14 protein-coding genes are annotated in these 14,421 nt (G+C 65.6%); 4 read left to right on the top strand and 10 right to left on the bottom strand.

Translation table 11 applies throughout. The annotated features are described in order from the left end of the window. Positions 1-12: 12 nt before the first annotated feature. Genes gsiC through QCE62_RS28910 form a run of 5 tightly spaced genes read right to left on the bottom strand, consistent with a single transcriptional unit; the run spans position 13 to position 6,455 of the window. Positions 13-933: a glutathione ABC transporter permease GsiC gene (gene gsiC / locus QCE62_RS28930; protein WP_309819598.1), complete on the bottom strand. Its 921-nt coding sequence runs from the start codon at positions 931-933 to the stop codon at positions 13-15. A 48-nt stretch (positions 934-981) separates the two neighbouring features. Further along, positions 982-2,541, bottom strand: coding sequence for a glutathione ABC transporter substrate-binding protein GsiB (gene gsiB / locus QCE62_RS28925; RefSeq protein WP_309925870.1), 1,560 nt, complete (start codon positions 2,539-2,541; stop codon positions 982-984). Positions 2,542-2,566: 25 nt separating this feature from the next. After that, positions 2,567-4,471 carry a dipeptide ABC transporter ATP-binding protein gene (locus QCE62_RS28920; RefSeq protein WP_309925869.1) on the bottom strand — a complete coding sequence of 635 codons (1,905 nt, stop codon included), beginning with the start codon at positions 4,469-4,471 and terminating at the stop codon, positions 2,567-2,569. After that, positions 4,468-5,463, bottom strand: coding sequence for an isoaspartyl peptidase/L-asparaginase (locus QCE62_RS28915; RefSeq protein WP_309925866.1), 996 nt, complete (start codon positions 5,461-5,463; stop codon positions 4,468-4,470). The genes QCE62_RS28920 and QCE62_RS28915 overlap by 4 nt, the downstream gene beginning before the upstream one ends. Continuing rightward, the gene (locus QCE62_RS28910; RefSeq protein WP_409017933.1) at positions 5,460-6,455 is read right to left on the bottom strand and encodes a MurR/RpiR family transcriptional regulator; all 996 of its coding nucleotides are present in this window, start codon (positions 6,453-6,455) and stop codon (positions 5,460-5,462) included. Before QCE62_RS28910 ends, QCE62_RS28915 begins: the two co-directional genes overlap by 4 nt. A 223-nt stretch (positions 6,456-6,678) precedes the next feature. Here QCE62_RS28910 and QCE62_RS28905 point away from each other — a divergent pair, with 223 nt between their 5' ends. Both QCE62_RS28905 and QCE62_RS28900 read left to right on the top strand, forming a co-directional pair. Then, positions 6,679-7,944 (top strand): mechanosensitive ion channel family protein, encoded by a 1,266-nt coding sequence (locus QCE62_RS28905; RefSeq protein WP_309925862.1) that lies wholly within the window; start codon positions 6,679-6,681, stop codon positions 7,942-7,944. A 213-nt stretch (positions 7,945-8,157) separates the two neighbouring features. Then, a complete protein-coding gene (locus tag QCE62_RS28900) occupies positions 8,158-9,150 on the top strand; it encodes a LysR substrate-binding domain-containing protein (RefSeq protein ID WP_309925859.1) in 993 nt (330 codons plus the stop codon). A 23-nt stretch (positions 9,151-9,173) separates the two neighbouring features. On the opposite strand, the gene QCE62_RS28895 is transcribed toward QCE62_RS28900, so the two are convergent. Then, complete coding sequence (locus QCE62_RS28895; RefSeq protein WP_309925857.1) at positions 9,174-9,470, bottom strand: YciI-like protein; 297 nt, start codon at positions 9,468-9,470, stop codon at positions 9,174-9,176. A gap of 159 nt (positions 9,471-9,629) precedes the next feature. Here QCE62_RS28895 and QCE62_RS28890 point away from each other — a divergent pair, with 159 nt between their 5' ends. Continuing rightward, on the top strand, positions 9,630-9,836 hold the full coding sequence (locus QCE62_RS28890; protein WP_309925854.1) for a hypothetical protein: 207 nt from the start codon (positions 9,630-9,632) through the stop codon (positions 9,834-9,836). A gap of 18 nt (positions 9,837-9,854) precedes the next feature. Here QCE62_RS28890 and QCE62_RS28885 read toward each other — a convergent pair whose 3' ends face one another. After that, the gene (locus QCE62_RS28885; protein ID WP_309925853.1) at positions 9,855-10,343 is read right to left on the bottom strand and encodes a hypothetical protein; all 489 of its coding nucleotides are present in this window, start codon (positions 10,341-10,343) and stop codon (positions 9,855-9,857) included. Positions 10,344-10,581: 238 nt separating this feature from the next. Here QCE62_RS28885 and QCE62_RS28880 point away from each other — a divergent pair, with 238 nt between their 5' ends. Further along, a complete protein-coding gene (locus tag QCE62_RS28880; RefSeq protein ID WP_309925851.1) occupies positions 10,582-10,836 on the top strand; it encodes a GlsB/YeaQ/YmgE family stress response membrane protein in 255 nt (84 codons plus the stop codon). 70 nt (positions 10,837-10,906) lie between these two features. On the opposite strand, the gene hutI is transcribed toward QCE62_RS28880, so the two are convergent. The 3 genes from hutI to QCE62_RS28865 form a co-directional block, all read right to left on the bottom strand. Further along, positions 10,907-12,127 (bottom strand): imidazolonepropionase, encoded by a 1,221-nt coding sequence (hutI, locus tag QCE62_RS28875; RefSeq protein WP_309925848.1) that lies wholly within the window; start codon positions 12,125-12,127, stop codon positions 10,907-10,909. After that, the gene (gene hutU / locus QCE62_RS28870; protein WP_309925845.1) at positions 12,124-13,797 is read right to left on the bottom strand and encodes a urocanate hydratase; all 1,674 of its coding nucleotides are present in this window, start codon (positions 13,795-13,797) and stop codon (positions 12,124-12,126) included. The genes hutI and hutU overlap by 4 nt, the downstream gene beginning before the upstream one ends. Before the next feature lie 127 nt (positions 13,798-13,924). Then, a complete protein-coding gene (locus QCE62_RS28865; RefSeq protein ID WP_309925841.1) occupies positions 13,925-14,389 on the bottom strand; it encodes an Lrp/AsnC family transcriptional regulator in 465 nt (154 codons plus the stop codon). Positions 14,390-14,421: the final 32 nt, after the last annotated feature.

The raw sequence follows: 14,421 nt of genomic DNA, 5'->3' as shown, positions 1-14,421 counted from the left end.
TCCTCACTTGACTTACTTGAAACGGATGGTCGGGTTGATGACGGCGTACAGCACGTCCACGACCAGATTGATCACGATGAATTCGAGCGAAAACAGCAGCACTTCCGCCTGGATCACCGGGTAGTCGCGCATCTCGACGGCATCGACGAGCAGCCGTCCGAGCCCCGGCCAGTTGAACACCTTCTCGACCACGATCGAGCCGCCGAGCAGGAAACCGAATTGCAGGCCCATCATCGTGACGACCGGGATCATTGCGTTGCGCAGGCAGTGCTTGACGATGACCATCGGCTCGTGGACGCCCTTCGCGCGCGCGGTACGCACGAAGTCCTCGCCCAGCACCTCGACGAAGGACGCCCGCGTGAAGCGCGCCATCACCGCCGCGACAGCCGCGCCCAGCGTGATGGACGGCAGCACGTAGCCCTTCCAGGTGCCGTCGCCGACAATCGGCAGCCAGCCGAGCTTCACCGAGAAAATCTCGATCAGCAGCATGCCGAGCGCGAACGCCGGAAACGAAATGCCCGAGACGGCGAGCGTCATGCCAAGCCGGTCGGGCCAGCGATTGCGCCACACCGCCGAAACAATCCCGATCGCCATGCCGAAGATCACGGCCCACACCATGCTCGCGAGCGTGAGCCAGAGTGTCGGCATGAAGCGCTCGGCGATTTCCGTCGAGACGGGCCGCTTGCTGCGCGTCGAGGTGCCGAAGTCGAACTGCACGATCTTCCCGAAGAAGCTCACCAGTTGCTGCGGCAGCGGCTTGTCGAGGCCGAGATCGGCGCGCACCAGCGCAACGGTCTGTGCGTCGGCTTCGGGGCCGGCGGCGAGCCGCGCCGGATCGCCCGGCAGCATGTGTACGAAGAAGAACACCAGCACCGCGACGATGACGAGCGTCGGCAGCAGGCCGAACAGACGCTTGACGAGGAAAGTGAGCATCGTTTTGAGTGAGAGAGCGGCCGGGCGGCGAAGCCCGGCCACGGGCCATTACTTGAGCGCGATCTCGTCGAAGCTGAACGAGCCGTCAGGCATCACGTACGCGCCGGACAGACGCTTGCTGTGCGCGTACACCACCTTCTCCGTGACGAGGAAGATCCACGGCGCATCGGTCCAGATCTGCTTCTGCGCGTCGGCGTAGAGCTTCGCCTTCTCGCCGCGATCGGTCGTGGCGAGCGCTTTCGCGAGATCGTCGTCGACCTTGTCGTTCTTGTAGTACGCGGTGTTGAAGAGCTTCGGCGGGAAGGACGAGCCGCCCAGCAGCGGCGAAATGGCCCAGTCCGCTTCGCCCGTCGACGACGACCAGCCGATGTACAGCATGCGCACCGGCGCCGTCTTCGGATCCGGCGCGCTCTCGACACGCTGCACCCGTTGCCCTGCCTCGAGCGCTTCGACCGTCGTCTTCACGCCCACTTGCGCGAGCTGCTGCTGCACGAACTGGATGATCTTCTGCGCGGTCGTGTGGTTATAGCCGGACCAGAGCGTGGTCTCGAAGCCGTTCGGATAGCCCGCTTCCTTCAGCAGTTCGCGCGCTTTCGCGGGATCGTATTTCCAGGGGCCGAGCTTGGTCGCATAGTCGACGCCCGGCGGCACCACGCCTTCGGCCGGCACCGCGTAGCCCGCGAACGCGACCTTCACGAGCGCTTCCTTGTTGATGGCGTAGTTGAGCGCCTCGCGCACCTTCGGATTGTCGAACGGCTTCTGCAGCACGTTCATGCTGACATAGCGCTGGATGATCGACGGCGCCGCAACCAGGTCCACCTTCGGGCTCGCCTTGAGCGCGGCGGCCTGCTCGAACGGAATCGAGAACGCGAAGTCCGCTTCACCGGTCTGCATCAGCGCGGCGCGCGTGTTGTTGTCCACCACCGGCTTCCAGTCGATCATGTCGATCTTCGGCAAGCCCTTCTTCCAGTAGCCGGCGAACTTCTTCACCTTCAGGTCGTCGGTCTGCTTCCATTCGACGAACTCGAACGGCCCCGTGCCGACCGGATGGAACGCAATCTCCTTGCCGTACTTCTTGAGGGCGGTCGGCGAGATCATCACCGCCGACGGATGCGCCAGCACGTTGATGAACGCCGAGAACGGAATCTTCAGCGTGATCTTCACCGTGTACGGGTCGATCACTTCAGTCTTCTCGATCTTGTTGAACAGGTTGTAGCGCTTGAGCTTGTTGTCCGGATTCGTGACCCGGTCGAACACGGCCTTCACCGCGTCCGCGTTGAAGTCGGTGCCGTCGTGGAACTTGACGTCGTGGCGCAAGTGGATCGTGTAGACCTTCGCGTCCGGGCTCGCCTCGTAGCTGGTGGCGAGCACGTTCTGGATCTTCATGTCCTTGTCGAAGCCGAACAGCCCCTGGTAGAAGGACTTCGCCACCGCCTGCGAGAGCGTGTCGTTGGCGTCGTACGGATCCATCGTCGTGAAGGTCGAGGCGACGGCCATCACGGCGGTGCTTTGCGCATGCGCCGCCGTGACCGGGCCGAGCGCGGCGAGCGTCGCGAAGGCGCCGGCTGCAATCAGCGCGCGCAACGAATGAGGACGAGAGGACGGCATCGGTTGACTCCTTGTTGAAGTGCTTTTAGTAAGCGCCGCCCACGTGATGCTCGGCGACAAAGTGGTCTGGTCCGACCGCAACCAGTTTCGCGACTACGGGTTCGTCTCCGAGCGCGCGGATCGGGCTCGGGATTTCATCGGCGGCGAGCATGCGCTGCGCATGGCGGCGCGCGGGATCGGCCACCGGCACCGCGCTCATCAGCTTTCTCGTATAGGGATGACGCGGCGCCTCGAACACGGCGGCGCGCGGCCCGATCTCGACGATCTGCCCCAGATACATCACCGCCACGCGATGGCTCACGCGTTCGACCACGGCCATGTCGTGCGAGATGAACAGATACGCGACGCCCAGTTCCCGTTGCAGATCGAGCATCAGATTGACGATCTGCGCGCGCACGGAAACATCGAGCGCGGAGACGGATTCATCGGCGATCACGACCTTCGGATTCAGCGCGAGCGCGCGTGCAATGGCGATGCGTTGCCGCTGTCCACCCGAGAATTCGTGCGGATAGCGCTGCGCGGCTTCTGGCGGCAAGCCGACCTTGTCGAGCAGCCAGTCCACGCGCGCCTGCGCTTCGCGGCCGCTCGCGACGCCATGCACCAGCAGCGGCTCCATCACCGAGAAGCCCACCGTAAGACGCGGATTGAGCGAGGCGAACGGGTCCTGGAAGATGAACTGGATATTGCGCCGGAGTGCCTGAAGTTCGTGCCCTTGCAGCTTGCTGATGTCGCGTCCGTCGAATTCGATGGAACCGCTCTGGCTTTCCACCAGCCTGAGCAGCGAGCGCCCGGTGGTCGACTTGCCGCAGCCCGATTCGCCGACGAGCGCCAGCGTCTCGCCCGGGCGCAAGTCGAAGCTCACGCGTTCGACCGCATGCACCGCCGCCGTCGTGCGCCCGAACAGGCCCGTCTTCACCGGGAAGCGCGTGACCAGGTCGCGCACGCGCAGGATGGGCGGCGTGGCCTGATCGACGGCGGGTTGGGTCTCGTGTTCCACCGCCGCCGAAGGGCGCAACGCGCTTGCATCGTCGGGCGCGGCTTCCACCGGCGCGACTTCGAGGATCGGGAACTTGGCCGGACGGTCGGTGCCGTGCATCGCGCCCAGCGTGGGCACCGCGGCAAGCAAGGCCTTCGTGTACGGGTGCTGCGGCGCGTGGAACAGCTGGTCGGAATCCGCCTCCTCCACTTTTTCGCCGCGATACATCACGAGCACGCGATCCGCCACTTCGGCGACCACGCCCATGTCGTGCGTGATGAAGATCACGCCCATGTTCATCTCGTCCTGCAAACCGCGCACGAGTTGCAGGATCTGCGCCTGGATGGTCACGTCGAGCGCAGTGGTGGGCTCGTCGGCGATCAGCAGTGCGGGCTTGCACGAGAGCGCCATCGCGATCATCACGCGCTGGCGCATGCCGCCCGACAACTGGTGCGGATAGCGCGCGAACACGCGTTTCGATTCGGGAATGCGCACGAGATCGAGCAGGCGCAGCGCCTCCGCGCGCGCTTCGCCTCGGCTCTTGCCCTGATGCAGCGCAATGGCTTCCGCAATCTGGTCGCCGACCGTGAAGACCGGATTGAGCGAGGTCATCGGCTCCTGGAAGATCATCGCGATGTCGGCGCCGCGCACGCCGCGCATCGTCGCCGAGGAAGCCTTCGCGAGATCCAGCACCTGGCCGTTGCGCCGCCTGAAGTCGATGCTGCCCGCCGAGATCCGCCCGCCGCCATGCTCGACGAGCCGCATCAGCGCAAGCGACGTCACCGACTTGCCCGAACCCGATTCGCCGACGATCGCCAGCGTCTCGCCACGGTCGACGGCGAACGATACCTTGCGCACGGCCTCGACGGTGCGCGCACGCGAGCGGAACGACACCGACAGATCACGCACGTCGATGACGCGCGAACCGGGAAGCGTGTTGGCCGTATCGATCATCGGTAGATCGCCGTGACGGGCGCTTCACCGACGCGCGCGTAGCCGCGATACATGCCCTCGGTGTTGAACGGCAGCACGACGTTGCCGCGCGCATCGACGGCGACGAGACCGCCGCGTCCCTCGATGCGCGGCAGCTTGTTCATCACGACATCGTGCGAGGCTTCGTCGAGCGACACGCCGCGATATTCCATTTGCGCCGCCACGTCATACGCCGCGAGCATGCGGATGAACATCTCGCCCGTGCCGGTGGTGGACACGGCGCAGGTGGCGTCGCTGGCGTAGCAGCCCGCGCCGATCAGCGGCGCATCGCCGACGCGGCCCGCCTGCTTGTTGGTGATGCCGCCCGTCGACGTCGCCGCCGCGAGGTGGCCGTGCGCATCGAGCGCGACCGCGCCGACCGTGCCGAACTTCTTCGCCGGATCGAGCGGATCGTCTTCGCCCGGCGCGTCCTGTATTTCAGACGCACCCGCGAACGCAAAGGTCGCGGCGTCGTGATCGAGCATCGTGCGCGAGGTGCCGCGCGCCTTCTGCCATTGCTGATGGCGCGCCTCGGTGTAGTAGTACGACGGCTCGACGAATTCCAGCCCCTGCGCCGCCGCGAACGCTTCCGCGCCCGCTGCCGTGAACATCACGTGATCGCTCACGTCGAGCACGCGGCGCGCGGCCAGCACCGGATTCTTCACGCGCGTCACGCAGCTGACCGAACCGGCTTCAAGCGTCGCGCCGTCCATCACGGAAGCATCGAGTTCATGCGTGCCCGCCGCCGTGAACACGGCGCCGTGGCCGGCGTTGAAGAGCGGACAGTCTTCAAGCAGGCGCACGGCCTCGGTGACTGCGTCGAGCGCGCTGCCGCCACCGGCGAGCAGGCGCTGGGCCGCGCCCAGGATCTCGTTGAGCGCGGCGTGATAGCGCGCTTCGGCGTCGGTGTTCATCGCGCTGCGCACGATGGTGCCTGCGCCGCCGTGAATGGCGATGACGGGGATGGCGTTCATGATTCGCGCGGTTCCGTTTGAAGATGTCGCTTTGACGTGGCGGGCCGGCTGGCCCGCAGCCCCGGCGTTTCGTTCGACGCCGACGGCACCGGCGGCACGACGAGCCAGGGCAACACGAATTCGGTCAGACCCGATGCGGCCTCCACCGAGCGCTTCGCCCGGTGCGCGACCGCATCGCACAATGCTTCGATGACGGCCAGCACCGCCGTATCGCAATTCGCCGCAAGCCGCCGCTCGGCGCGGATCGCGAGCACGAGATCCGCCACTTGCGCGAGCGGCGAGGCGGCATGATCCGTCAGCGCGATCACGCGCAAGCCGTGAGCGCGCGCGCGCCGCGCCAGCGTGATGGTGTCGTCCACGTAGCGCGGGAATGCAATCGCCACGAGCACGTCGCCGGGCGTCGCGGTGAACAGGCGGCGCGCCGCGTGCGACGGTCCGCCCATCAGCGCCAGCGACTGCACGTTCGCGCAATACGGCGTGAGGCCGTGCTCCATCAGTCCGGCGAGGAACGCGCTCGCGCCATAGCCCAGCACGAACACGCGCGGCGCGGCGAGGATGGCGTCCACGATGGTCTCGGCAGTCGCGGCATCGACGGAGGTTTGCGCCAGATGCAGGTTCGCCGCCGCCTGCGCCAGCGACGCGTCGAACACGTCGGCGGCGCTCGCGGGCTGTTCGAGCGCGGTCCGCAGCCGCTCGACCGGCGCAATCGTCGCCTCGAAGCCGCGCACCAGCGCCTCGCGAAACGCCGGATAGCCGGAGAAGCCGAGCGCGCGCGCGAAGCGGTTCGCCGTCGCCACCGATGCGCCCACCGCGCCCGCCAGTTCGTCGATCCGCATGGTCGCCGAACGGAACAGGTTGGCCAGCACGAAAGCCCCCATGCGTCGGTGGATCGGCGTGAGCGTCGGCATGGCCGCGGTGATGCGCGCGGCGATCAGATCATCGGCATGAGCCGTTGTCTGCATGTGAGCGGGGACTGACTGCGTTCGGGACATGGAGCGCGCGAGTTCGTTGCCAGTGAGCGATGAAAGTATATTTACTCGAAAAACTCGCCAAAAAAAATTCATTTTCATCGAACTCGGGTTTTCCGGGAGGCTTTGTCACCGCTCCCCCAGGAACCGCGGTTCGGCCCTGTCCGATGCCCCCGCCTCGCGCCTTCATGCACAATACGGGGCCAGACGCGCTGCAAGGTGTGCGCCCACCGGCCAACGACCCAGCATGAATTTCGACTTCCTTCCCGGCACGCTGCCGCAACAACTCGATGCCCATCCATGGGCGCAGACCCTCGCGGGATTCATCGCGCTCGCGCTCATCGCGCTGTTCGTGCAATGGGTCGTCGCGCGCATCGTCCTGTATTTCGCGCACCGCTTGCTGGTGCTGGCCGGTCATGTGAAGTGGGATCAGGCGTTCATCCGGCGGCGCGCCTATCACCGGCTCTGGTACGCGGTGCCCTTCGCGACGGTCGCGCTCGGTATCGACGAGGTGCCGCACGTCGGTCACTGGGCCACGATGATCGGCCGCGTCGCGCATGCCGGCGCGTGGATCTGCGCGTTTCTCGCCGCCGGCAGCGCGCTGTCCGCCTGGCAGGACGTCTATGCGGAAAGCAAGGAAGCGCAGACGCGCTCCATCAAGGGCTATATCCAGATCGGCAAGCTGGCGCTCGCGCTGGTGTGCGGCGTGCTGGTGCTGTCGATTCTCATCGACCGTTCGCCGCTCTGGATGCTGTCCGGCATCGGCGCGCTTTCGGCCGTGCTGCTGCTGGTGTTCAAGGACACGCTGCTGTCGCTGGTGGCGAGCACCCAGCTCACGTCGAACGACATGCTGCGCATCGGCGACTGGATCGAGATGCCGCAGGCCGCCGCCGACGGCTTCGTGAAGGACATCGCGCTGCACACGGTCAAGGTGCAGAACTGGGACAACACCGTGACGACGGTGCCCACCTACAAGCTCTTTTCGGAGAGCTACCGCAATTACCGGCACATGTTCGAATCGGGCGGGCGGCGCATCAAGCGCACGCTGCGCATCGACGCGCAATGCGTGCGCTTCCTGACCGAAGAGGAGACCGCGCGGCTGCTGCGCTTCCGCCTGCTGCACGACTATCTCGAGCAGAAGCAGACGGAAGTGGAGCAGGCCAACCGCAATCTCGGCGAACTTGCGAACGAGCCAGCCAATCGCCGGCGGCTCACGAATATCGGCACGTTCCGCGCCTATGGGCTTGCGTATCTGCAACGGCATCCGGAGATCCGCCAGGACATGGCGATCATGGTGCGGATGATGGAGCCGGAGTCGCAGGGCATTCCGGTGGAGGTCTACTGCTTCACCGCGACGACCGCATGGACGCAATACGAACGCATCCAGGGCGACGTGTTCGACCATCTGCTGTCCATCCTTCCCGAGATGGGGCTGCGGCTGTATCAGGCGCCGTCGGGCTCGGACTTCAATGGCATGGCCGGGCGCCTGCGCGGCGAGATGCCGACGCTCTGAGCCGCATGGCGTCTTGCCCGATGCTCTTCGTCAGGGTCCACCCTGAAAAAAGGATCAGGCAAGAATCCTCCAGTTTTGTGTATTCACGTTGACGTCTCCCGTCCGTACGATCTAACCATCGCCGATGCGCCCTTTTTCCGCAGCCTTGCAGCCGCGGCGGAGACGCTTTTTCTCGCGCATCGCCATTCAATCGTCATCAAGGGAAAACTCAACGTGATCGATCGCGTCCATGCCATGCGTGTTTTCACGCGTGTCGTCGATACGAACAGTTTCACGCGCGCCGCCGAATCACTCGGCATGCCGCGCGCGAGTGTTTCGACGACCGTGCAACAACTCGAAGCGCTGGTCGGCGTGCAATTGCTTGCACGCACGACGCGGCGCCTGAATCTCACCGTCGACGGCGCGGCGTACTACGAACGCAGCGCGCAGATTCTCGCCGACATCGACGAACTCGAATCCGGTTTCGGCGCGGGCGAAGAACGCCTGCGCGGCCGCCTGCGGGTGGAAATGCCGGATACCGTCGCGACTTCCATCGTCGTGCCCGCGCTGCCGGAATTCCATGCGCGCTTTCCGCACATCGAGCTCTCGCTCGGCATCGGCAATCGCAATGTGGATCTGGTCGGCAGCGGCGTGGATTGCAGCGTGCAGTTGGGCGAACTGCCCGATTCCGGTCTGATCGCCCGGCGTCTCGGCGTGCTCGAACAGGTGACGTGCGCGAGCCCCGCGTATCTGGAGAAGCATGGCGCGCCCGCGACGCTCGGCGAGCTGGCGCAGCATGTCGCGGTGAACTGCGTGTCGGAGAAAACAGGCCGCCCTGCCGACTTCGATTTCGACGTGGACGGCGAGCCCGTCACGATGAAGATGCGCGGCTTCGTGCAAGTGGCCGACGAACATGCCTATCTCGCCTGCGGCATCGAGGGGCTCGGGCTGATCCAGCCGCTGCGCATCGCGGCGCAGCCGTATCTGCGCTCCGGCCAGCTGCACGAAGTGCTGCCGGATCTGAAGGCGCCGCCGCTCAAGGTGTCGGTGGCGTTCCTGAAGAGCCGTCAGGCGACGCCGCGCGTGTCGGTGTTCGTCGACTGGCTGGCGACGCTGTTCGAGCGCTCGCAGCTGATCGACGACACGCTGACGAACCTGTATCGCTCGGCGCAGCGGCGCGGCGGGCCGCGCCGCGATCGTCCGGAAGAGGAGACGGCGGACGCTTGATGACGTTTTATCAGGCGTAGAGGTCAGCGCACCGGCGTCGCTGCGTTCGTGCCGACGACCGTATTCCACTTGCGCACTTCCCAGCGCGTGACCAGGCCGTTGGTCACATACGGATCGTTCCGGGCGAACGCCTCCGCCACCGCCGGCGAATCGCTGTGAAACAGCAGCATGGCGCGGTCGGCGGGGGCGTCGAGCGCGCCTGCCAGCACGATCTCGCCGCGCTCGACGGCGGCCCACGCCAGCGCGAGATGCGCATCGCGAAACTCGCCGCGACGCGCCAGATAATCCGCACACAGTTCGTAGATCAACAGGTGATGCATCGCCTTCTCCCGGGGTGAATCGGCGGAGCGCCGATTTAGCTGATTCTGGCGCAATTTCAACGCGATGGTTTGCGTTACGCTTCAAGTGGCAATCAGACCTGTCCTATCCCTTTGCGAAACGGCTTCGCCCATCATGAAGCGGAGCCGCCGAGGACCGTCATGAGCTGCAATCAACCGCCCTGCAATACCTGTTTGACGCGCGACTGCCGGACGTGCGCGTGGACCGCCCGGTTCGATGCAGCGAAGCGTGCGCCCGCGACGGAAGTGTTCATCACGCTGACGGTGACCCGGCGCGAAGCGCGGCGTACGTGGTCTTCATGGCTGCGCATGCACGCGCGGCGTCTGCTTGCCCTGTTTCGACGTTGAAGCACCCGCCGCCGTGGCTCAGTTCGGCTTGGTGAAGTCGTTCTCCGCCCAGCGCTCAGCGCTTGCCTTCGTGAGCTTGAATGCCGGCGAGACGCGCACATGCGCGAGCTGCGTGCCGAAGGCATCGAGCGCTTTCAGATTGGCGTAGGGATCGTCTTCGTCGGGCACGATCTCCAGCGTCACGGTGATTTCCTCGCCGTTCACCTCGATCGTCACGTTCTTGTGCAGCATCGCATGCCGCTGTTGTTCGTGGCGGCGCAGCACTTCCGAGGCCGTCTTCACCAGCGTGCGGAACGCCGCGCCATCGAGCGGCTTGGGGTTCTTCTTGTCGCGACCCATGGTCCACGGGCCGACGAGCGCGGGCTCGGCCTCGCCCGCCTGGATCATCGCGACAGCCCAGCCGTCGTCGTCTTCGTTCTTGATGACCCGCGCGGTCCAGCCGTCATCGCGCCACAGGCGGTCTTCGTGGATGGCTTCGTCGGCGGAGGGAAATTCGGAATCGGTCATGGCGTGAATGCGCAAGCAGGCAGTGAGGCAATGCCGCGAATTTTACCGTGTCAACGACGCGCGGCATTGTTCGTGCTGATGCAACCGTCCGAATGGCCGATCCCGGCCTCGCGGGCTTCGGCATGGCCCTGTCATACCCAAACGCAGTGCGCCGTGCTAATTTGAAGCTGCCGGATGTTCCCGGAAACAACCGGCAGCTCAGGTCAGAAGCCGTCAACTACTGCTAAGGAGCAAGCGCATGTTCGCATTCATCGGTACTTTGATCGTGGGACTCGTCGTTGGCCTGATCGCGCGCGCCGTCAAGCCCGGCGACGACAACATGGGCTGGATCATGACCATCGTGCTTGGCATCGCCGGCTCGCTGATCGCTGGCTATGTGGGTCGCGCGCTCGGCTGGTATCAGCCGGGGCAACCGGCCGGCTGGATCGCTTCCGTGATCGGTGCGATCGTGCTGCTGGTCATCTGGGGGATGATCCGCAAGCGCAGCACGTAAGCACCCATCGAGATTGAGGCAGGCAACGCCTCGCCCCGCACCGGGCGAGGCGTTTTTTTATGCGCGCCGTCTATGCAGGCAGCCGCGCAAAGTCCAATTCCGCGCCGCCGCGCACGACCCGCGCGGGCAGCGCGCCACCCAGCCAATAGGCTAGTTCGGCAGGCCGGCCGATGCGCCACGCCACGAAATCCGCCGCCTTGCCCGCTTCGAGCGAGCCATGCGTGGCATCGAGACCCAGCGCCCGCGCCGCATGAAGCGTCACACCGGCGAGTGCTTCTTCCGGCGTCAGGCGAAACAGCGTGCAGCCCATGTTGAGCATCAGGCGCAGCGACAGCGCGGGCGACGTGCCCGGATTCATGTCGCTGGCGAGCGCGATGGGCACATGGTGGCGGCGCAGCGCATCGACCGGCGGACACTGCGTTTCCCGCAACAGATAGAACGCACCCGGCAGCAGCACGGCGACGGTGCCGGACTGCGCCATTGCTTCGGCATCGCCTTCGGTCATGTATTCGAGATGATCCGCCGAGAGCGCCCGATAACGCGCCGCCAGCGTCGCGCCGTGCAGGGACGACAACTGTTCCGCGTGCAGCTTGACGGGCACGCCGAGTTCCTGCGCGCGCCAGAATACGCGCTCCACTTGCTGCGGCGAGAAGGCGATGTGCTCGCAGAAGGCATCGATGGCATCGACGAGCCCTTCGGCCACGAGCGCGGGCAGCATGACATCGCAGATATGGCCGATGTAATCGTCCGCGCGCGCAGTGTACTCGGGCGGCAACGCGTGCGCGGCGAGACAGGTGGCGCGCACCGTCAGCGGCAGGGCATCGGCGAGACGGCGCGCGACCCGCAGCATCTTGCGCTCGCCGGCGAGATCCAGTCCATAGCCGGACTTCACCTCGATCGTCGTCACGCCTTCGCGCAGCAAGCCGCGCGCACGCGTGCGCGCGTCGTCGAACAAGCTGTCCTCGCTCGCCGCGCGAGTCGCGCGCACGGTTCCGGCGATGCCGCCGCCGCGCGCCGCGATGTCGGCGTAGCTCACGCCTTGCAGACGCTCTTCGAACTCCCCGCTGCGATCGCCGCCGAACACGAGATGCGTGTGGCAATCGATCAGACCAGGCGTCACCCATGCGCCTTGCAGATCGACGCGCTTGCATCCATCCAGTTCGGGCGCCGCCGCGCGCGGACCGATCCACTCGATACGCGGGCCATCGGTGAGGATCGCCGCGTCCTCGATGATCGAATACGCGCCGTGCGCCATCGTCGCGGCGTGGCAGTGATGCCAGAGTGTCTTCATCGCGTGATCATCGGCAGATCGAGGCCTTGCTCGCGCGCGCATTCCACGGCGATGTCGTAGCCCGCATCCGCATGACGCATGACGCCGCTCGCCGGATCGTTATGCAGCACGCGGGCGATGCGGGCATCGGCTTCATGGCTGCCGTCGCACACGATCACGACGCCCGCATGCTGCGAGAAGCCCATGCCGACGCCGCCGCCATGATGCAGCGACACCCACGTCGCGCCGCTCGCGGTGTTGAGCAGCGCGTTGAGGAGCGGCCAGTCGGAGACGGCGTCGGAGCCGTCGCGCATCGCTTCGGTCTCGCGGTTCGGGCTCGCGACCGAACCCGAATCCAGATGATCCCGGCCGATCACGACCGGCGCCGACAGTTCGCCGTTGCGCACCATTTCATTGAACGCGAGACCGAGCTTCGCGCGCTGGCCCAGCCCGACCCAGCAGATGCGCGCGGGCAAGCCCTGGAAGCTGATGCGCTCGCGCGCCATGTCGAGCCAGCGATGCAGATGGGCGTCATCGGCGATCAGTTCCTTCACTTTCGCGTCGGTTCGGTAGATGTCTTCGGGATCGCCGGACAGCACGGCCCAGCGAAACGGCCCGACGCCCCGGCAGAACAGCGGCCGGATATACGCCGGCACGAAGCCCGGAAAGTCGAACGCGTTCGCGACGCCTTCTTCCTTGGCCATCTGGCGGATGTTGTTGCCGTAGTCGAAAGTGGGCACGCCCTGTTCGCGGAACGCGAGCATCGCGCGCACGTGCTCCGCCATCGACTGCTTCGCCGCCTTCACCGTGCCCGCGGGATCGCTCTGCGCGCGGTCGCGGTACTGCGCCCAGGTCCAGCCCTTCGGCAGATAGCCGTTCAGCGGATCGTGCGCGCTCGTCTGGTCGGTGACCATGTCGGGACGCACGCCGCGCCGGACCAGTTCCGGCAGCACGTCGGCGGCGTTGGCACACAGCGCGACCGATACCGCCCGGCCTTCCGCGGTGTAGCGCTGCATGCGTGCGAGGGCGTCGTCGAGATCGGTGGCCTGTTCATCGACGTAACGCGTCTTCAGGCGGAAGTCGATACGGCTCTGCTGGCATTCGATATTGAGCGAACACGCGCCCGCCAGCGTCGCGGCGAGCGGCTGCGCGCCGCCCATCCCGCCCAGTCCCGCCGTGAGCACCCAGCGACCCTTGAGGTCGCCGGCGTAATGCTGCCGTCCCGCTTCGACGAAGGTCTCGTACGTGCCCTGCACGATGCCCTGACTGCCGATGTAGATCCAGCTGCCGGCGGTCATCTGGCCGTACATGGCGAGACCCTTGGCGTCGAGTTCGTTGAAATGCTCCCAGCTGGCCCAGTGCGGCACGAGATTCGAATTGGCGATCAGCACGCGCGGCGCGTTCTCATGCGTCCGGAACACCCCGACCGGTTTGCCCGACTGGATCAGCAGCGTTTCGTCGGCTTCGAGGCGCTTCAGCGTCTCGACGATCTTGTCAAAGCACGCCCAGTCCCGCGCCGCCCGGCCGATGCCGCCGTACACCACCAGTTCCCGCGGATTCTCGGCGACTTCGGGATCGAGGTTGTTCATCAGCATGCGCAAGGGCGCTTCGGTCAGCCAGCTTTTGGCGTTCAACTGGACACCACGCGGCGCGCGAATCTCGATGTCGCGGAAACGGGAAGATGAAGTCACGGGCAGCTCCTGAATGGATGATCGACCTCATCTTCTTGTATATACAACTTGGGTTGTATTAGGGCGAACCCGAGGCCGTTTCTTATGCTTTTCAGTTCAGGTGGCGACATTCTTGTATAGACAATACTCATGGCATCGGCAGGCCGCTGTCGCGCTTGATCTCGCGCAGCGACAGCATCGATTCCACCGCTGTGACGCCCGGCAGCGTCCGCAAGACGTCGCGCAAGAACTCGCCGTACTCGTCCAGATCGCGCGCCACGACTTGAAGCAGGTAATCGGCGGTGCCTGAAATGTTGTGGCACGACAGGATGCGCGAAATGCCCCGAATCTCGCGCTCGAAGCGATCGGACAACGCGCGGTCGTGGACGCTGAAGCGCACCTGCGCAAACGCCACGACGCCGAGTTGCAGCGCCTTGCGCGACAGCACGGCGCGATAGCCGTCGATGTAACCCTCGCTCTCCAGGCGCTTCAGCCGCCGAGCGCAGGGCGTTTCGCTCAGCCCGACGCGCTCGGCGAGCTTCGCCACCGGCATGCGTCCGTCCTGCTGAAGCGCGGCGAGCATCGCGCGGTCGATTCGGTCCAGATCGGTCATGGTGGTTTCCCCTTTTATTATCGATCATTCTA

The sequence above is a fragment of the Caballeronia sp. LZ033 genome (assembly GCF_031451265.1).
Lineage (GTDB): Bacteria > Pseudomonadota > Gammaproteobacteria > Burkholderiales > Burkholderiaceae > Caballeronia.
The sequence above is the reverse complement of the archived record's forward strand: the minus strand, read 5'-3'. Positions and strand labels throughout refer to the sequence as shown.